The organism is Streptomyces maremycinicus (genome assembly GCF_001184025.1).
GTDB lineage: Bacteria > Actinomycetota > Actinomycetes > Streptomycetales > Streptomycetaceae > Streptomyces > Streptomyces maremycinicus.
Genome location: NZ_BBYG01000013.1, coordinates 424,057 through 441,978 on the forward strand (window position 1 = coordinate 424,057; position 17,922 = coordinate 441,978).

Consider the following 17,922-nt stretch of genomic DNA (forward strand, 5'->3'; position numbering starts at 1 on the left):
GAGAGCCTCACGAGGACGGACCGCCTCCCAGGGCCGGCCCCAGCGAGCCGACCGAGGCGACCTTGACGCCCGCCTTGTGACACACCCAGTGCGGGTCGGGGCCGAGTTCGGGCTCCACCTCGAGGGCGTGCGGGTCACCGGAGCCGCAGACCGGGCAGATGGGCCAGCGCCCGTACCGCTCCAGCAGCGCGTCCTGTACGTCCTGCGCCACCAGCCCCGCCACGTACGCCACGCCGTCCGGCCACTGCTCGACCCACCAGCGCCGCTGCACCACGGAGTCCTCGACCAGCGACACCACATCCGCCGCGGCGACCTCGCCCGAGGCCAGATCGGCCAGCACGAGGGCGCGTGCCGTGTGCAACGCCTGTTCCAGGGGGCTGATGGGGTCCATGCCCCCATTGTGCGCACGCTTGACCCCGAGCCCGAACAGAAAATAGCTTTCAGACGTGACCAAGGCCGTGAAGGAAACCTTCAGTCCCGATCCCGCCGGCCTCGCCGCCAAGGTCCGCACGCTGGCCCCTTCCCTGACCCGCTCCATGCGGCGCGTCGCCGAAGCCGTCGCGACCGACCCGGCGGGCTGTGCCGCCCTCACCGTCACCGGCCTCGCCGAACGCACCGGCACCAGTGAGGCGACCGTCGTACGCACCGCCCGGCTCCTCGGCTACCCCGGCTACCGCGACCTGCGGCTCGCCCTCGCCGGACTGGCGGCGCACCAGCGGTCCGGGCGGGCGCCCGCCCTCACCACCGACATCACGGTCGACGACCCACTGGCGGACGTGGTCGCCAAACTCGCCCACGACGAACGGCAGACGCTCGCCGACACCGCCGCCGCCCTCGACACCGGCCAACTCGAGGCGGCCGTCACGGCCGCGGCGGCCGCACGGCGCATCGACGTGTACGGCGTCGGGGCGTCCGGGCTCGTCGCCCAGGATCTCGCCCAGAAGCTCCTGCGGATAGGGCTGGTCGCGCACGCCCACAGCGACACCCACCTCGCGGTGACCACCGCGGTCCAGCTGTCCGCCGGTGACCTCGCGATCGCCGTCACGCACTCCGGTGCCACGCGGGACGTCATCGAACCGCTGCGGGTGGCGTTCGAGCGCGGCGCCACCACCGTCGCCCTCACCGGACGGCCGAAGAGCGCGGTGACCCAGTACGCCGACCATGTGCTGGCCACCTCGACCGCGCGGGAGAGCGAGCTGCGCCCTGCGGCGATGTCGTCCCGGACGAGTCAGCTGCTGGTGGTCGACTGTCTGTTCGTGGGGGTGGCCCAGCGCACCTACGCGACGGCCGCGCCGGCGTTGGCCGCGTCGTACGAGGCGTTGGCGCACCGGCACCGGTAGACCGTGGAGGTGCAGACAGTTGTCCCGACCCGCACCGGAAAGAGCCACGTCAGATGACCTCCCAGCCCGACCCCAGTGAGCTGCGCGCCGCGCTCGAAACCCTCACCACCGAAGCGTTCCGCTCCGATCTCGCCGAGATCGACCGGCTCCCCACCCTCGACATCGCCCGGCTCATGAACGCGGAGGACACCGAGGTCCCCACCGCCGTCGGAGCGCGGCTGCCGCAGATCTCCGCCGTCATCGACGCCGTCGCCGCGCGCATGGCCCGCGGCGGGCGGCTGGTCTACGCCGGTGCCGGCACCGCCGGGCGGCTCGGGGTGCTCGACGCCTCCGAGTGCCCGCCGACGTTCAACACCGCGCCCGGCCAGGTCGTCGGGCTGATCGCGGGCGGCCCGTCGGCCGTGGTCACCTCCGTCGAGGGCGCCGAGGACTCCGCGGAACTCGCCGAAGCGGACCTGGCCGCCCTCGGGCTCACCCCCGACGACACCGTGGTCGGCGTCTCCGCCTCCGGGCGCACCCCGTACGCCGTCGGCGCCGTGCGGTACGCCCGGGCCCGGGGCGCCCTGACCGTCGGGCTGGCCTGCAACCCGGGCAGCGCGCTGGCCGCCGCCGCCGAGCACGGGATCGAGGTGGTCGTGGGTCCCGAACTGCTCACCGGCTCCACCCGGCTGAAGGCGGGCACCGCGCAGAAGCTGGTGCTGAACATGATCTCGACGATCACGATGATCCGGCTGGGCAAGACGTACGGGAACCTGATGGTCGACGTCCGTGCCTCGAACGAGAAGCTGCGCGCCCGGTCACGGCGGATCGTGGCGCTGGCGACCGGCGCGGACGAGCCGGAGATCGAGGCCGCCCTCGCGGCGACCGACGGCGAGGTGAAGAACGCGATCCTCGCCCTGCTGGCCGGGGTGGACGGACCGGCGGCCGCCCGCCTTCTGGAGGAGTCCGGGGGACATCTGCGCGCCGCGCTCGGTGCGGCGAGCGGCTGAGCCGCACGCTCGGGGAGTGCGCATCGACTCCTCCTCCACAGCCGCCGCGATCCTGCCCCTGGTGGGCGGCCCGGCGAACGTCTCGTCCGTCGCCCACTGCATGACCCGGCTGCGGCTGGGCCTCGCCGATCCGTCCCGCGCGGACGAGGAGGCGCTGCGGGCGGTGCCCGGGGTGCTCGGGGTCGTCGTGGACGACGGCTCCTACCAGGTGGTCCTCGGACCGGGCGTGGTGACGCGGGTGACGGCCGACTTCGAGCGGCTGCTCGCCCGGCCGTCCACCGCCGACGAACTCGGAGCGCGCGGGGCCGGGTTGCGGGAGGCCCGGCGCAGGGGCAACGCCACCCCGGTCAAGATCGCCCTGCGCCGGCTGGCCGCCGTGTTCGTCCCGCTGATCCCCGCCCTGATCGGCTGCGGTGTCCTCGCCGGGGTCAACGGCCTGCTGCTCAACGCCGGGTGGCTGCCGGGCCTCAGCCCCGCCCTGACCGCCGTCGCCTCCGCCTTCATGGCGCTGATCGCCGTCTTCGTCGGCCTCAACACCGCGAAGGAGTTCGGCGGGACCCCGGTCCTGGGCGGCGCGGTCGCCGCGATCGTCGTCCACCCGGGGGTCGCGAAGGTGACGGCGTTCGGGGTGACCCTCGCCCCCGGCCAGGGCGGGGTCCTCGGCGCGCTGGCCGCCGCCCTCCTCGCGACCCGCGTCGAGAAGTGGTGCCGCGGCCGGGTCCCGGAGGCGCTGGACGTACTCCTCACCCCGACCCTGACGGTGCTCGTCGCCGGGCTCGGCACGCTGTACGGCCTGATGTACGCGGCCGGAGCGGTGTCCTCGGCCATCGGCACGGCGGCGGACTGGCTGCTGGCGACGACGGGCGCCTTCGCCGGGCTGGTGCTCGGCGGCCTCTTCCTGCCGCTCGTGATGCTCGGCCTGCACCAGGCCCTCATCCCCATCCACACCACCCTCATCGACCAGCAGGGCTACACGGTGCTGCTGCCCGTCCTGGCGATGGCGGGCGCGGGCCAGGTCGGCGCGGCGCTGGCGGTGTACGTCCGGCTGCGCCACGACACGTCGATCCGGACGACGATCAGGTCGGCGCTCCCGGCCGGGCTGCTGGGCGTCGGGGAGCCCCTGATCTACGGGGTGTCGCTCCCGCTGGGCCGCCCCTTCCTGACCGCCTGCGCCGGCGGGGCGGCCGGCGGGGCCTTCGTCGGCTTCTTCGCGATGCTCGGCGACCGGGTGGGGACGACGGCGATCGGCCCCTCCGGCTGGGCCCTGTTCCCGCTGCTGGCTGGAAACCGGGGGCCGGGCCTGGCGGCGGCGGTCTACGCGGGCGGCCTGCTGACCGGGTACGCGGTCGGCTTCGCCGCGACCTACGCCTTCGGCGGACTGCGGACGCCACGCGACACGGCGGCCGGGGCCGGAACGGCTGAGGGGCGCGGGCGGCGGGTGGAAGCGCGGCCGCCGTCCGCGCCCTGACCGGGCGGGTGCCGCCGCGCCGCTACTTCCGGGCGCGGTGGCCCGGGTGGCCGGACACCTTGCCGATCCAGCCGATGAACTCGGCCGGGTCGAGGTCGGCGCCGTGGCCGGCGTCCCAGTAGTAGAACGCGTCGACGTCGTCGCCGAGGCTGGTCAGGCGGGTGGCGAGGTTGGCGGCCACGGACAGCGAGGTGTCGCTGTCCTTCGTGCCGAGCCGTATCCACCAGTGCTTCGCCCGGTGCGGGTTGACCTTGTCGACCAGGTGGTACATCGGGTTCATCAGGTGCAGCTTGGCGGGGAGGTCGGCGTCCGGCCGGGCGCTGTCGCCGGCCTCGTGCCGGAGGCTGTAGAGCGTGAAGTGGCGGGCCTTGGTGGTGCCGGTGCCGAAGAGGTTGCACTCGGGCGTGGACAGGTCGAAACCGTCGAAGGAGGGGGCGTTCTTCTTGCGGGCGCCGACATGGGTGAGGAAGTCCGCCCAGGTGAAGGTGGCCTTGCCCGCGGACCAGGTGATGAAGGGGTGGGCGGCGAGGTAGGTGGCGCGGGCGGTGTCGGTCAGGGCCGCCAGGTACGCGGTGGCGGAGGGCTGGAGGAAGGTCTCCAGCAGGTAGGCGTCCAGGTTGCGGGCGGTGAGGGCGCCGTAGCCCTTGGCGCGCAGTTTCAGGGCCGCCAGGTAGGCCGTGAACTGTGCCTTCAGGTCGGCGGAGACCGTCGCGTCGACCGTGGCGCCGGAGGCGAGCGGGTTGGCGCCCCAGCACCACTCGTAGGCGGCGTCGGCGTGCTCCAGGTCGGTGATGGGGCACCAGTCGCCGCTGGCGAAGACGGCGTCGGAGGCGTCCGCCGCGCCGATCTCCGCGAGGTAGGGGTCGTACAGCGGGCTGTCGCCGGAGGCACCGAGCAGCGCGGAGAGGGCGCCCCCGGCGCTGACGCCCGAGGAGACGATCCGCTCGACGTCGCCGGGCACGCGGCCCTTGTTGAATTTCAGGTACCGCACGGCCGCCTTGAGGTCGACGATCGCGGCGGGCGCCGTGCCGTAGTACGTGCCGTTCGCGTCGACGAGGCTACGGCCGCGGGCCCCGGGCTCCACGACGACGTACCCGGCGGCCAGCGCCAGCCCCTGCCGGCTGGTGCCGCCGCCCATCCCGGACGCGCTGATCCCGGTGGCGTTCGCGACGGAGGACGGCATGTAACCGCCGACGGCGTTGGCCAGGAGGACGGGCGCGTCGGAGGCGTCCACCGCCGTGCCGTCGATGGACACGGGAACGCTGACGTTCAAGGACTGGTAGGCCGCGTTCACCGGCGCGGCCACGTAACTGGCGACCTTGAAGAAGCGGTAGGTCACGCTGTGCGTGATGCCGGTGGTGTCCTTGATGCCGATGGTCTGCTCGGTGTAGGCGGTGGGGTCGAAGACCAGGGAGGCGTCGGCCGCCGCCCCGGAGCCGACGGAAGCCCCGCCCTTCCCGACCGCCCCGGCCGTCCCGCCGTCCCCGACCGCCCCGCCGTTCCCTGCCGTCCCGGCCTTCGCGGCCGCGGCGGCCTCCGGGGCGAACCCGAGGGCGGGCACGGCTCCTGCCGCGGTGAGCCCCATGACCACAGTCCTGCGCTTCACTCGCTTCACATCCGTCTCTTGAGTAGGCAGCTCTTGCCGTCGCCCCTTGCTACCACCGCCACCACTGAATCGTCACCGAAATTGTCAACAATCACAGCTCGGGGGCGCAGTTTGGCCGAGAGCCGTCACCCGCCGCGCCCGCCCTACCCTTGGAGCCATGAACCACGCCCAGCTCACCGCGCTCGGCCGTGCCCTCCGACTCCTCGGCGAGCACGGCGAGGCGCTCAACGCCGACACCCCGGACGCCCGGCTGCACGAGGTCAAGGCCGATCTGCGGCGTGCGCTGGACCTGCTGGACGACAGCGTCGTCGGCGCCACGCCCACCACCCGCTGCGCCGAGCACCCGCACGGCCCGGTCGACGAGGCGGCCCCCGACCTGTGCCTGCTCTGCGAGACCCGCCGCCGGGCGGCCCGCCGCGCCGAGTTCAACGGCCCCGCCCCGCAGGCGTCCTACGCCACCCCCACGCCCTCCACCTCCCGTTACGGCACCCGCGCCGACCGCCCGCAGCCCCAGCAGCGCTGGCTGGCGGAGCTGTGGACCGGCCAGGAGTGGCAGCTCTGCGGGACCCCGCGCCGCGACCGCCGCGAGGCCGAGCTCTACATCGCCGCCCTGCGCCGCGGCTCCCGGCCCGCGATGGCCTACCGCCTGGTGCACGAGTTCACCGACTACGAGGTGCTGAGGATCTGGGGCACCCCGGTGAAGGTCGACATCGAACCCCTCGGCAACCTCTAGGCCGGGCTGCTCCCGTCCAGCAGCGGCAGTGGCGGGAAGTCATGGCCCTCCCACAGCCGGCGGGAGGTCTCCTCCGGGTAAGGGCGCACCTCCGGCTCCGCGTCCAGCACCTGGACCAGCCTGCGCTCCGGGTCCCACGCCGGCCAGCCCGGGTCTCCCGTGCGCGCGAAGGACGACCACGACCGCTGGAAGGCCGCCGTCAGGGCACGGGCCTCGTCCGTCACCTCCGCCCCCGCGAACAGCAGGTTCCCGAGGTCCGCCGCGTAGGTGCCGAACAGCAGCGGGATGTCCAGGCCATGGCACGCGCCCAGGGCACCGCCGGCTCCCGGGGCGGGCCAGGCCAGCTCGTAGACATGGGCCCGGCCGCCGCCCGCCACCTGCGCCTCGGCCAGGCGCAGGGAGGGTATGTGGAACAGCCAGTCCGACTGCACCCTCTCGTACAGCTCGCCCGCGTCCGCGTCCGGGAAGGCCGACCGGTAGGCCTGTGCGCCCTCCGCTCCCCCGCCCGGCGCGAACAGCCGCAGCACGGTCGCCGCCTGTTCCTCCGTCACCTTGTCGAGCAGGCCGCCCAGGACGAGGAACAGCCGGAACTCCTGCGCGTTGTGACCGACGATCAGCTCGATGTCCCGGGCGGCGCCCGCCGCCAGCGCCCGCCAGGGCGTCGTCGGCAGGATCTCGCCGTCGACCACCGGGGAGAACGGGGTGACCGTGGGCGCGACCTGCCCCCACCGGTCCACCCGCTGCGCCATCTTCGCGCCCAGCGCCGCACCGGCCTCGGTCAGCGTGCGCGGGTCCACCGTGGCCAGGTCGGCGGCCGTGGGGCGCAGACCCGCCTCCGCGGCGATCGCGCCCGCGAGGTCGCGGGCCAGTTCGTCGGAGAAGTAGGTGCCGGGCACGCTCTGCGCGACGGCCCGCCCGAACAGGCCTCGGGCGCTCGGCATGGCCAGCAGCGCGGCCACCGAACCGGCGCCCGCGGACTCGCCGAAGACGGTCACCCGGCCGGGGTCGCCGCCGAACGCCGTGATGTTGTCCCGCACCCACTCCAGCGCGGCGACCTGGTCCAACAGCCCCCGGTTGGCGGGCGCGCCCTCCATCCGCGCGAACCCCTCTATGCCGACCCGGTAGTTGAAGGTGACGATGACCAGGTCACCGGCGCGGGCGAGGTGCTGTGCGTCGTAGCCGGGGCTGCCGGAGTGGCCGAGCTTGTAGGCACCGCCGTAGATCCACACCATCACCGGCCGGGCGGCCGACGGGTCCGGCCGCGTGTCCGGTGTCCAGACGTTGACCGTCAGCCAGTCGTCACCGGTCGGCGCCTCCAGGATCCCCGCCCGGCCCTGGATGCCCGCCTCCTGCGGGGGCGGCGGGCCGAAGGCGAACGCCTCCCGTATGCCGTCCCACGGCAGGGGCGGGCGGGGGGCCTGGAAGCGGGCCTCTCCGACGGGCGGCGCGGCGAAGGGGATACCGCGGAAGACCGTGAGGTCCCCCTCGCGGCGGCCTCGTACCGGGCCGGCGGCGGTGCGGGCGACGAGCCGGTCGGTGGCGTCGGTGCGGTCGGGCGTCGTCATTGATCACTCCTCGAAAGGGCGGCTGCTCGTGGAACGGGCGGTGACCGGCGAAAGTGCCGAAGGCGGCCGTCACCCCTCGTGTGGGTGACGGCCGCCTCAGCCGTGCCGCGCGATGATCTCCCTGGTCCGCTCCTCGTCCAGCTCGTAGACCGTCTCGTGGGCCCGCGGATCCCGTGCGTGCAGGGTGTGGAACATCGGTCCCGTCGCCCCGTCCAGTTCCACGAGGGACGCGGAGGCGCCCCGCACCGCCCGCTCGGTGCCGGGCGCGGTGGTCAGGTCGATGCGGTTGACGACCCCGGGCGTCACCCACACCGGCACGGCGGCCAGCAGTCCGAAGAGCTGGAGATGGAAGTGCCCGGTGAGCAGCACGCGCACGTCGCTCCCCCGGATCACCTCCGCCAGATCCTCCGGATCGCGCAGCCCGAAGACCCGCTGGGTCGCCGAGAGGTCGAGGCTGATCGGGGGATGATGGAAGGCGACGACGGTCCCCCGCTCGGCCGGGGTGCTCAACACGTCCCGCAGCCAATCCAGTTGGCTCGCGCCGAGCCGTCCGTACACCTCGCCCGGTACCAGGGAGTCGAGGGTGACGAACCGCCGGCCGCCCACCGTGCTGACGGCGGCCCGCTCGGCGCCGGGGAAGGTACGGACGGCGTCCGGGTGGCCGTTGCCCAGCACCTTCGTGAAGGCGGACCGCTCGTCGTGGTTGCCGGTGGTGTAGAAGACAGGCGCGTCGAGGGAGCGCGCGAAGCCGCCGATCAGCTCCCGTACGGTCGTGTACGCGTCCACCGAGCCGTCGTCGGCGAGGTCCCCGGTGACGACGACGGCGTCCACGTCCCGCTGATGGCGCAGTTCGCCGAGCAGCAGCCGCAGCGAGTCGGCGGCGTCGACGCGACGGCCCTCGGGCCCGTCGACGCGGCCGATATGGGTGTCCGAGAGATGGAGGATTCTCATCTCCCGGACCATACCCACGAGTTGACGCTCAGCTGAGGGTGCGCAGCGCGGCGGCGTCGTACGGCTTCAGCTCGTCGAGACGGCCGTCGAGCACCTTGGCCGCCCACTCCGGGTCCTGGAGCAGCGCCCGCCCGACGGCGACCATGTCGAACTCGTCGCGCTCCAGCCGGTCGAGGAGGTCGTCGATGCCCTTGACCGGGGAGCCCTCGCCCGCGAAGGCCTTGATGAAGTCGCCGTCGAGACCGACCGAGCCGACCGTGATGGCGGTCCTGCCGGTGAGCTTCTTCGTCCAGCCCGCGAGGTTGAGGTCGGAACCGTCGAACTCCGGGAGCCAGTAGCGGCGGGTGGAGGCGTGGAAGGCGTCGACACCGGCGGCGGCGAGCGGCGCGAGGATGGCCTCCAGCTCCTCCGGTGTCTCGGCGAGGCGGGCGTCGTACGCCTCCTGCTTCCACTGCGAGTAGCGGAAGATGATCGGGAACTCGGCCGAGACGGTCTCGCGGACGGCGGCCACGACCTCGGCGGAGAACTTCGCACGGGCCACGGCGTCGCCGCCGTAGGCGTCGGTGCGGCGGTTGGTGCCGGCCCACAGGAACTGGTCCAGGAGGTAACCGTGGGCGCCGTGGATCTCGACGCCGTCGAAGCCGATGCGCTCGGCGGCGGCCGCGGCCTCGGCGAACGCGCCGATGACGTCGTCCAGGTCGCGCTGGGTCATCGCCTTGCCGGTGCCCTCGGTACCGTCGACACGGATACCGGACGGGCCGACGGCGGGAGCGTCCGCGTACGGCGGCTCACCCTGGTTTCGCACCATCCCGATGTGCCACAGCTGCGGCACGATCGTCCCGCCGCCCGCGTGCACGGCCTCCGCCACCTTCGCCCAGCCCGCGAGCTGCTCCGCGCCGTGGAACCGCGGCACCCGGTCGCTCTGCCCCGCGGACTCGTGTCCGACGTAGGTCCCCTCGGTGACGATGAGACCGACCCCGTTGGCGGCCCGACGGCCGTAGTACGACACGACGTCCTCACCGGGAACGCCGCCCGGGGAGAACATGCGCGTCATGGGCGCCATGGCGATGCGGTTCGGGACGGTGAGTCCGTTGATGGACACCGGGCGGGCGAGAATCTCGGCGGCGCGCGAAGCGGCGGGCGGGGTGATGCTCACGTGGGGGGCTCCTCGGGACGATAGACCAACGGGTATGTGCACACGCATTGAGTGCCTCTCCCCATGAACCCCTCGGCCCCCCTGCCCCATTCCGGCCCCCACCGGCCAACCCCTGTGATCCCGACCACGCGTGCCGGATGCCGGCCGGGTGCCGGAAACGCCCGAGGGCGGCACCCCCCGTTTCCGGGAAGTGCCGCCCTCGGTCGAAGGACGGGCGATCAACCGTGAGGTCGATCAGAAGTCCATGTCACCGCCCGGCATGCCGCCGCCGGCAGGCGCGGCGGCCTTCTCCGGCTTGTCGGCGATGACGGCCTCGGTGGTGAGGAACAGCGCGGCGATGGAGGCGGCGTTCTGGAGAGCGGAACGCGTGACCTTCGCCGGGTCGATGATGCCTTCGGCGATCATGTCGACGTACTCGCCGGTCGCGGCGTTCAGGCCGTGGCCGACCTGGAGGTTGCGGACCTTCTCGACGACGACGCCACCCTCGAGACCACCGTTGACGGCGATCTGCTTGAGCGGGGCCTCGAGCGCGATGCGCACGGCGTTGGCGCCGGTCGCCTCGTCACCCTCGAGCTCCAGCTTCTCGAAGACGGCGGACGCCTGGATGAGCGCGACGCCACCACCGGCGACGATGCCCTCCTCGACGGCGGCCTTCGCGTTGCGGACGGCGTCCTCGATGCGGTGCTTGCGCTCCTTGAGCTCCACCTCGGTGGCGGCGCCGGCCTTGATGACCGCGACACCGCCGGCGAGCTTCGCCAGGCGCTCCTGAAGCTTCTCGCGGTCGTAGTCCGAGTCGCTGTTCTCGATCTCGGCGCGGATCTGGTTGACCCGGCCGGCGACCTGGTCCGAGGAACCGGCACCGTCGACGATGGTGGTCTCGTCCTTGGTGATGACGACCTTGCGGGCCTTGCCCAGGAGGTCCAGGGAGGTGTTCTCGAGCTTGAGACCGACCTCCTCGGAGATGACCTCGCCACCGGTGAGGATGGCGATGTCGTTCAGCATCGCCTTGCGGCGGTCGCCGAAGCCCGGGGCCTTGACCGCGACGGACTTGAAGGTGCCGCGGATCTTGTTGACGACCAGCGTCGACAGAGCCTCGCCCTCGACGTCCTCGGCGATGATCAGCAGCGGCTTGCCGCCCTGCATGACCTTCTCGAGGAGCGGAAGCAGGTCCTTGACGTTGGCGATCTTGGAGTTCGCGATCAGGATGTACGGGTCGTCGAGGACGGCCTCCATACGCTCCATGTCGGTGGCGAAGTACGCCGAGATGTAGCCCTTGTCGAAGCGCATACCCTCGGTGAGCTCCAGCTCCAGACCGAAGGTCTGGGACTCCTCGACGGTGATGACGCCTTCCTTGCCGACCTTGTCCATCGCCTCGGCGATGAGCTCGCCGATCTGGGTGTCGGCGGCGGAGATGGAGGCCGTGGAAGCGATCTGCTCCTTGGTCTCGACATCCTTGGCCTGCTCGAGCAGGGCACCGGAGACGGCCTCGACGGCCTTCTCGATACCGCGCTTGAGGGCCATCGGGTTGGCGCCGGCGGCTACGTTGCGCAGGCCTTCCTTGACCAGGGCCTGGGCGAGGACGGTCGCGGTGGTCGTACCGTCACCGGCGACGTCGTCCGTCTTCTTGGCGACTTCCTTGACCAGCTCGGCGCCGATCTTCTCGTACGGGTCCTCGAGCTCGATCTCCTTGGCGATGGAAACACCATCGTTGGTGATCGTGGGTGCGCCCCACTTCTTCTCGAGGACGACGTTGCGGCCCTTGGGGCCGAGCGTCACCTTCACGGCGTCCGCGAGCTGGTTCATGCCGCGCTCGAGGCCGCGCCGTGCCTCCTCGTCGAACGCGATGATCTTGGCCATGTGAAGTGGTCCTCCCGGACTGGGGTGGATTGCTCCGGACCGCGCTGGCGCCCGCGACGGACGGCTCGCCGGCCTCGTGGTTCCTTGCCCCACCTGGCCTGCGGGCCTCACCGACCCGATCCTCGTTGTCACTCTCACCTTCAGAGTGCTAACGCCAATGATTAGCACTCGGCATGGGTGAGTGCAAGCGGCTCAGGAGGATCCGCAGGTGGACGACGGTCTCCCGCGAGGGTCGGCGGGACCGGGACGCACCGAAGGGCTCGCACCCCGAGGAGGTGCGAGCCCTTCGACAGATGTACAGAAGAACGACGCTGTCAGTCGGCGCGCGCTTCAGCCGGTCGCGAGACGGACCATGTCCGCCTGCGGCCCCTTCTGGCCAGCCGAGATCTCGAAATCGACCCGCTGACCCTCTTCCAGGGTGCGGTAGCCGTCCATCTGAATCGCGCTGTAGTGGACGAAAACATCCGCACCACCGTCGACCGCGATGAAGCCGTACCCCTTCTCCGCGTTGAACCACTTGACGGTGCCCTGAGCCATGCCTAACTCCCCTATTACTGGCCCTTGCACAGACCCGCACTTCGCGGATCCGGGTCAGACCTCACCCCCCGGTTGGCTTGGGGGCGTGCGCCGGAACGCGTCGACCGCGGCCGAATGTATCTGTCCAACTGCCCTCTGCAACAGGTCACTTGGACGAGAATTCCGGACGCGCAGGATCCGGAATGTGGCGAGAATTCGCCTGAATTCAGGGCAAGTCGGGCCCTGCAAAAGCCACAAATGCCACGAAAGAGGCGCACACATTGGCTACTTCTTGTCGGGCGTGGGGCAGAGATCAAAGGCTCCGGATTCGGCGATTCGAACCGGGTTCCCCAACTGTACCGCGCTCAACCACACTGAATTGCCCCCTCCGCTTCTATCGCGGAGAGGGCAATTCGATGAACGCTCGGTAATCGCTGTTACCGACGGTTACTACCGATGGGTACTGAACTACGGTCAGCCGCCGGCGACGGCCGGGATGATCGAGACGCCGGCACCGTCCGGGGTGGCCGTCTCCAGACCCTGCTCGAAGCGGACGTCGTCGTCGTTCACGTACACGTTGACGAAGCGGCGCAGCTTGCCCTGGTCGTCGAGGATCCGGGCGGCGATGCCGGTGTGGTTCTTCTCCAGGTCGGAGACCACCTCGCCGAGGGTGCCGCCCTCGGCCTTCACCTCGGCGGCGCCCCCCGTGTAGGTGCGCAGGATGGTGGGGATGCGGACGGTAACGCTCATGATTTTCGACCTCCGGTCAGGACGGACAACACATCTCTCAGCCGAGACCCGCGTCCCGGAACGACTCCAGGGTCGGGCGGATGGTCGCGGTCAGGCCGGTGCCGGCCACCGCGTCCAGCGTCTTCAGACCGTCGCCGGTGTTCAGCACGACGGTGGTGAGCGTCGGGTCGAGCAGACCGTTCTCGATCAGCTTGCGCGTCACGCCCACCGTCACACCGCCGGCGGTCTCCGCGAAGATGCCCTCGGTCCGCGCCAGCAGCTTGATCGCGTCGACGACCTGCTCGTCGTCCACGTCCTCCACCGCACCGCCGGTGCGCCGCGCGATGTCGAGGACGTACGGGCCGTCCGCCGGGTTGCCGATGGCGAGCGACTTGGCGATGGTGTTCGGCTTCTGGGGGCGGACCACGTCGTGCCCGGCCTTGTAGGCCACGGACACCGGGGAGCAGCCCTCGGCCTGCGCGCCGAAGATCTTGTACGGCTTGTCCTCGACGAGACCGAGCTCGATCAGTTCCTTCAGGCCCTTGTCGATCTTCGTGAGCTGGGAGCCGGAGGCGATCGGCACGACCAGCTGGTCCGGCAGCCGCCAGCCGAGCTGCTCGCAGATCTCGTAGGCCAGCGTCTTGGACCCCTCGGCGTAGTACGGCCGCAGGTTGACGTTGACGAAGCCCCAGCCCTCACCCGCCGGGTCGCCGATGAGCTCGGAGCAGAAGCGGTTGACGTCGTCGTAGTTGCCCTCGATGCCGACGAGCTCGCCGCCGTAGATCGCGGCCATGACGACCTTGCCCTGTTCCAGGTCGTGCGGGATGAACACACAGGACCGGAAGCCCGCCCGGGCGGCGGCGGCGCCGACGGCGCCGGCCAGGTTGCCGGTGGAGGAGCAGGAGAGCGTGGTGAAGCCGAACGCGCGGGCGGCCTCGATGGCCTGGGCAACGACCCGGTCCTTGAAGGAGTGCGTCGGGTTGCCGGAGTCGTCCTTGACGAAGAGCTTCCCGGCGTCGACGCCCAGTTCCCGGGCGAGGTTGTCGGCCTGGACGAGCTTGGTCCAGCCGGGGTTGATGTTGGGCTTGTCGGCCACGTCCGCGGGGACGGGCAGCAGCGGCGCGTAGCGCCAGATGTTCGCGGGACCCGCCTCGATGCGCTTGCGGAGCTCCTCCGTGTCGTAGGAGGAGAAGTCATAGGCGATCTCGAGCGGGCCGAAACACTCCTCGCAGGCGAAGACCGGGCCGAGGGGCACGCGGTGACCGCACTCCCGGCAGCTCAGCGCGGTCGCCGGACCGAGGTCGACAGCGGAGGACGTCGTAGAGTCGGTGGTGCTTGCAACAGTCTGCGCAGCCATGTGAGGCGAGGCCCTTTCTCCTCATCTTCCTCACGACGCATCTCGCCGTGAGACGGATTTGGCACCTTCCCGAGCCGGGAGCCCCGCGGAACGAACACCTGGTGGATCAGTGATCGTCACGAGACCGGCTGGAGGGTTGCCGGGGCTTCATCGGGCCGTATCCCTCTGCCCCTCTGGATGAGCGGTATGAAGTTGTGGACGGGGGCGACCTCGGACATGCGATGGTCATCCGCGTTGTTCAAGACTGTAACCGAAGGCCAGGACAGTTGAGATAGTCGTCCGAACCGCGAGATGGATCACACGGTCACCTTCCGTGCACCCGGTGTGATCACGACAGTGAGGAGCCGCAGACTGTGCTTCGAGAAACTGAGCGCTGGCTGGCCACCCGCTCCTGGTCCGCGACCGATCGTCCGCTGCACCGGATCCTGGCCGCCAAACGTGCCACGAACCAGACGGTGTCCGTCGTCCTGCCCGCGCTGAACGAGGAGGAGACGGTCGGTGACATCGTCGCCGTCATCCGTCACGACCTCATGCACCAGGTCCCGCTCGTCGACGAGATCGTGGTCGTCGACTCGGGATCGACCGACCGCACGTCCGAGGTGGCCGCCGCGGCCGGCGCCCGCGTCGTCCACCGGGACGACATCCTGCCGCGGATACCGGCCCTGCCCGGCAAGGGCGAGGTCCTGTGGCGCTCCCTGCTGGTCACCACCGGGGACATCGTCTGTTTCATCGACGCCGACCTGAGGGAGTTCTCCTCGGACTTCGTGTCGGGGATCGTCGGCCCGCTGCTCACCGATCCCGGGGTGGACCTGGTGAAGGGCATGTACGACCGCCCGCTGGGCGGCGCGGCTGGCCAGGGCGGGAGGGTCACCGAGCTGATGGCCCGCCCGCTGCTCAACATGCACTGGCCGCAGCTGGCCGGTTTCGTGCAACCGCTCGGCGGCGAGTACGCGGCCCGCCGAAGTCTGCTGGAGCAGCTGCCCTTCCCCGTCGGCTACGGCGTGGAGCTGGGCATGCTGGTCGACGCGCTGCACCTGGTGGGCCTGGACGCCCTCGCCCAGGTCGACATCGGCGTGCGCAAGCACCGTCACCAGGACGGACAGGCGCTGGGCCGGATGGCGGCGGCCATCTACCGCACCGCCCAGCTCCGGCTGGCCCGCGGGCATCTGATCCGCCCGTCCCTCACCCAGTTCGAACGGAGTACGGACGGCTTCGAACCGCGTACCTACTCCGTGGACACCGAGGAACGGCCGCCGATGACGGAGATCGCCGAGTACGCGACCCGCAAGGTCGCGTGACCGTTCGGACGGGCCGTATACGGCCCGTCCACGCAGCGCGAGCGTACGTTTGAGCGTTTCCCGACCGGGCTAGGTTGAGGCGTATGGCTTCCACGCACGACACTGCCACCAGGGCCGCCGAGGTGCTGGTCGCGTCCAACCGCGGCCCGGTCTCCTACGAGGTGTCCGAGGACGGCTCACTGCACGCGAAACGCGGCGGCGGCGGGCTGGTCTCCGGCCTGTCGGCCATCGGACCCGAGGCGGGCGCCCTCTGGGTGTGCTCCGCGCTCTCCGACGGCGACCGCGAGGCGGTCCGGCGCGGGGTCGGCGAGGAGGGCGTGCGCATGCTGGCCGTGCCGGCCCAGGTGCACGAGGACGCCTACAACGGCATCGCGAACTCGGTGCTCTGGTTCGTCCACCACCTGCTCTACCAGACGCCGCTGGAGCCCACCTTCGACGCGGAGTTCCGCCGCCAGTGGGCCTCGTACGAGGCCTACAACCTGGCGTTCGCCCAGGCGCTGGCCGAGGAGGCGGCGGACGGCGCGGCGGTCCTGGTGCAGGACTACCACCTGTGCCTGGTGCCCGGGATGCTCCGCGAGCTGCGCCCGGACCTGCGGATCGGTCACTTCTCGCACACGCCGTGGGCGCCGGTGGACTACTTCGCGCTGCTGCCGGGGGACATCCGCGAACAGCTGCTGCACGGGATGCTCGGCGCGGACCGGCTGGGTTTCCTCACCCGGCGCTGGGCGGACGCGTTCACCGCGTGCTGCACGGAGTTCGCCGGCGGCCCCGGCAAGACGCAGATCGGCGTGCACGGCCTCGGCGCGGACGCCGACTTCCTGCGCGAGCGCTCGCACCGGCCGGACGTCGACGAGCGGATGGCGTCGCTGCGGGCGGAGATCGGCGAGGGCCGCAAGGCGATCGTCCGGGTCGACCGCACCGAGCTGTCCAAGAACATCGTGCGCGGGCTCCTGGCCTACCGGCAGCTGCTCGACGACCACCCGGAGTGGCGCGAGCGGGTCGTCCACGTGGCCTTCGCCTACCCCTCCCGCCAGGACCTCGCCGTCTACCGCGACTACACGGCCGAGGTACGCCGCCTGTCCGAGGAGATCAACGACGCCTACGGCACGCCCGGCTGGACCCCGGTCCTGCTGAACCTCAAGGACGACTTCGCCCGCTCCCTCGCCGCCTACCGGCTGGCCGACGTGGCGCTGGTGAACCCGATCCGCGACGGCATGAACCTGGTCGCCAAGGAGGTCCCGGTCGTCTCCGACGAGGGCTGCGCGCTGGTCCTGTCCCGGGAGGCGGGGGCCTACTGGGAGCTGCGCGACGACGCGATCACGGTGAACCCGTACGACGTCCTGGAGACCGCCCGCGCCCTGCACGAGGGGCTGACCATGAAGCCGGAGGAGCGGGCCGAGCGCACGAAGCGGCTGTCCGCGGCGGCGACCGCGCTTCCCCCGGCCCGGTGGTTCCTGGACCAGCTGAACGCCCTGCGGGAGATTCAGCCGAGCTGAGCGGCCAGCTCCCGCAGCAGCCCTACGACCCCGGCGGGCCCGTCGACGACGAGGTCCGCGCGCTCCGCCAGTGCGCCGACCTCGGAGCTGCCGCTGCACACCAGCAGCCCGGGGACGCCGTCCGCGCGGAGTTTCTCCACGGCGGCGAAGGCCGGCAGGTCGCCGAGGTCGTCACCGGCGTAGAGGACGGACCGTGCGCCGGTCTCGCGGACGTGCTCCAGCAGGGCGACGCCCTTGTCCATGCCCGGTGGGCGCAGCTCCAGGACCATCCGGCCGGGTTCGACGATCAGGCCGTGCCGGCCGGCCAGGTCGGTGAGCGGGGCCCGCAGCGCTTCGAAGGCGGCCTGCGGGTCGGCGGCGCGACGGGTGTGGACGGCGACGGCCCGGCCGCCCTTCTCCTCGACCGCGACGCCCGGCAGATCACCGGCGGCGGCCAGGACCCGCGGGAGTTCGGCGCGGACGGCGGCCACTCCCGGGTGCGGGGCCGGGGCGCTCAGGGCGCCGGTGCGGGCGTCCCAGCGCTCGGCGCCGTAGTGGCCGAGGACGGAGAGGTGCTCCAGCCCTTCGGCCCCGGCGAACCCGCCGTGCCGTACGGCGACCTCGGCGGGCCGCCCCGTGATGACGGCCACGGCGGCGACCTTCGGCGCGAGGGCCGAGAGCGCGGGGACGGCGTCGGGGTGTGCCCGGGCGTCCTCCGGGTTCTCGACGATCGGGGCGAGGGTGCCGTCGAAATCGAGCGCGACGAGGGTGGTGGAGGGCCGGCCGAGGATCGCGTCGAGCGCGGCGCGGCCCGCCGGGGTGACCGGAACGGGGAGGGGGAGGGGTCCGGGTTCCGTGGACTGCGTCTCGTGGGTGCCCATA

16 protein-coding genes and 1 riboswitch are annotated in these 17,922 nt (G+C 71.7%); of the genes, 6 read left to right on the forward strand and 10 right to left on the reverse strand.

Annotation, left to right across the window (positions count from 1 at the left end):
• Window positions 1-7: 7 nt before the first annotated feature.
• Window positions 8-391, reverse strand: coding sequence for a DUF8819 family protein (locus AOQ37_RS17520; protein WP_054243915.1), 384 nt, complete (start codon window positions 389-391; stop codon window positions 8-10).
• Window positions 392-446: 55 nt separating this feature from the next.
• Between AOQ37_RS17520 and AOQ37_RS17525 the strand changes: the two genes are divergently transcribed.
• The 3 genes from AOQ37_RS17525 to AOQ37_RS17535 are packed head-to-tail and all read left to right on the forward strand — an operon-like array spanning window position 447 to window position 3,797.
• Complete coding sequence (locus AOQ37_RS17525; RefSeq protein WP_062645460.1) at window positions 447-1,340, forward strand: MurR/RpiR family transcriptional regulator; 894 nt, start codon at window positions 447-449, stop codon at window positions 1,338-1,340.
• Between the two features lie 53 nt (window positions 1,341-1,393).
• Window positions 1,394-2,329 (forward strand): N-acetylmuramic acid 6-phosphate etherase, encoded by a 936-nt coding sequence (murQ, locus tag AOQ37_RS17530; RefSeq protein WP_062645461.1) that lies wholly within the window; start codon window positions 1,394-1,396, stop codon window positions 2,327-2,329.
• A gap of 16 nt (window positions 2,330-2,345) precedes the next feature.
• Window positions 2,346-3,797 (forward strand): PTS transporter subunit EIIC, encoded by a 1,452-nt coding sequence (locus tag AOQ37_RS17535; protein ID WP_062645462.1) that lies wholly within the window; start codon window positions 2,346-2,348, stop codon window positions 3,795-3,797.
• Between the two features lie 22 nt (window positions 3,798-3,819).
• Here AOQ37_RS17535 and AOQ37_RS17540 read toward each other — a convergent pair whose 3' ends face one another.
• Window positions 3,820-5,382, reverse strand: a complete 1,563-nt coding sequence (locus tag AOQ37_RS17540) for a subtype B tannase (RefSeq protein ID WP_062645463.1) — start codon at window positions 5,380-5,382, stop codon at window positions 3,820-3,822.
• Window positions 5,383-5,560: 178 nt separating this feature from the next.
• Between AOQ37_RS17540 and AOQ37_RS17545 the strand changes: the two genes are divergently transcribed.
• Complete coding sequence (locus AOQ37_RS17545) at window positions 5,561-6,136, forward strand: hypothetical protein (RefSeq protein WP_062645464.1); 576 nt, start codon at window positions 5,561-5,563, stop codon at window positions 6,134-6,136.
• Here AOQ37_RS17545 and AOQ37_RS17550 read toward each other — a convergent pair.
• The 7 genes from AOQ37_RS17550 to thrC form a co-directional block, all read right to left on the reverse strand.
• A complete protein-coding gene (locus AOQ37_RS17550; protein WP_062645465.1) occupies window positions 6,133-7,701 on the reverse strand; it encodes a carboxylesterase/lipase family protein in 1,569 nt (522 codons plus the stop codon). The two genes, AOQ37_RS17545 and AOQ37_RS17550, sit on opposite strands and share 4 nt — an antisense overlap.
• A 96-nt stretch (window positions 7,702-7,797) precedes the next feature.
• Window positions 7,798-8,652, reverse strand: a complete 855-nt coding sequence (locus AOQ37_RS17555; RefSeq protein ID WP_062645601.1) for a metallophosphoesterase family protein — start codon at window positions 8,650-8,652, stop codon at window positions 7,798-7,800.
• 28 nt (window positions 8,653-8,680) lie between these two features.
• The gene (locus AOQ37_RS17560) at window positions 8,681-9,808 is read right to left on the reverse strand and encodes an NADH:flavin oxidoreductase (protein WP_062645466.1); all 1,128 of its coding nucleotides are present in this window, start codon (window positions 9,806-9,808) and stop codon (window positions 8,681-8,683) included.
• A gap of 234 nt (window positions 9,809-10,042) precedes the next feature.
• Window positions 10,043-11,665: a chaperonin GroEL gene (gene groL / locus AOQ37_RS17565; protein WP_062645467.1), complete on the reverse strand. Its 1,623-nt coding sequence runs from the start codon at window positions 11,663-11,665 to the stop codon at window positions 10,043-10,045.
• 330 nt (window positions 11,666-11,995) lie between these two features.
• Complete coding sequence (locus tag AOQ37_RS17570; RefSeq protein WP_062645468.1) at window positions 11,996-12,202, reverse strand: cold-shock protein; 207 nt, start codon at window positions 12,200-12,202, stop codon at window positions 11,996-11,998.
• Window positions 12,203-12,655: 453 nt separating this feature from the next.
• Window positions 12,656-12,931: a MoaD/ThiS family protein gene (locus AOQ37_RS17575; RefSeq protein WP_062645469.1), complete on the reverse strand. Its 276-nt coding sequence runs from the start codon at window positions 12,929-12,931 to the stop codon at window positions 12,656-12,658.
• A gap of 37 nt (window positions 12,932-12,968) precedes the next feature.
• On the reverse strand, window positions 12,969-14,267 hold the full coding sequence (gene thrC, locus AOQ37_RS17580) for a threonine synthase (protein ID WP_062645470.1): 1,299 nt from the start codon (window positions 14,265-14,267) through the stop codon (window positions 12,969-12,971).
• An 18-nt stretch (window positions 14,268-14,285) separates the two neighbouring features.
• Window positions 14,286-14,451: riboswitch (SAM riboswitch) on the reverse strand.
• Window positions 14,452-14,620: 169 nt separating this feature from the next.
• On the opposite strand from thrC, the gene AOQ37_RS17585 reads away from it, so the two are divergent.
• Window positions 14,621-15,565 carry a glucosyl-3-phosphoglycerate synthase gene (locus tag AOQ37_RS17585; RefSeq protein WP_062645471.1) on the forward strand — a complete coding sequence of 315 codons (945 nt, stop codon included), beginning with the start codon at window positions 14,621-14,623 and terminating at the stop codon, window positions 15,563-15,565.
• An 83-nt stretch (window positions 15,566-15,648) separates the two neighbouring features.
• On the forward strand, window positions 15,649-17,061 hold the full coding sequence (locus tag AOQ37_RS17590; protein ID WP_199825035.1) for an alpha,alpha-trehalose-phosphate synthase (UDP-forming): 1,413 nt from the start codon (window positions 15,649-15,651) through the stop codon (window positions 17,059-17,061).
• Here AOQ37_RS17590 and otsB read toward each other — a convergent pair.
• The gene (gene otsB / locus AOQ37_RS17595; protein ID WP_062645472.1) at window positions 17,049-17,921 is read right to left on the reverse strand and encodes a trehalose-phosphatase; all 873 of its coding nucleotides are present in this window, start codon (window positions 17,919-17,921) and stop codon (window positions 17,049-17,051) included. The two genes, AOQ37_RS17590 and otsB, sit on opposite strands and share 13 nt — an antisense overlap.
• Between the last annotated feature and the right edge of the window lies 1 nt (window position 17,922).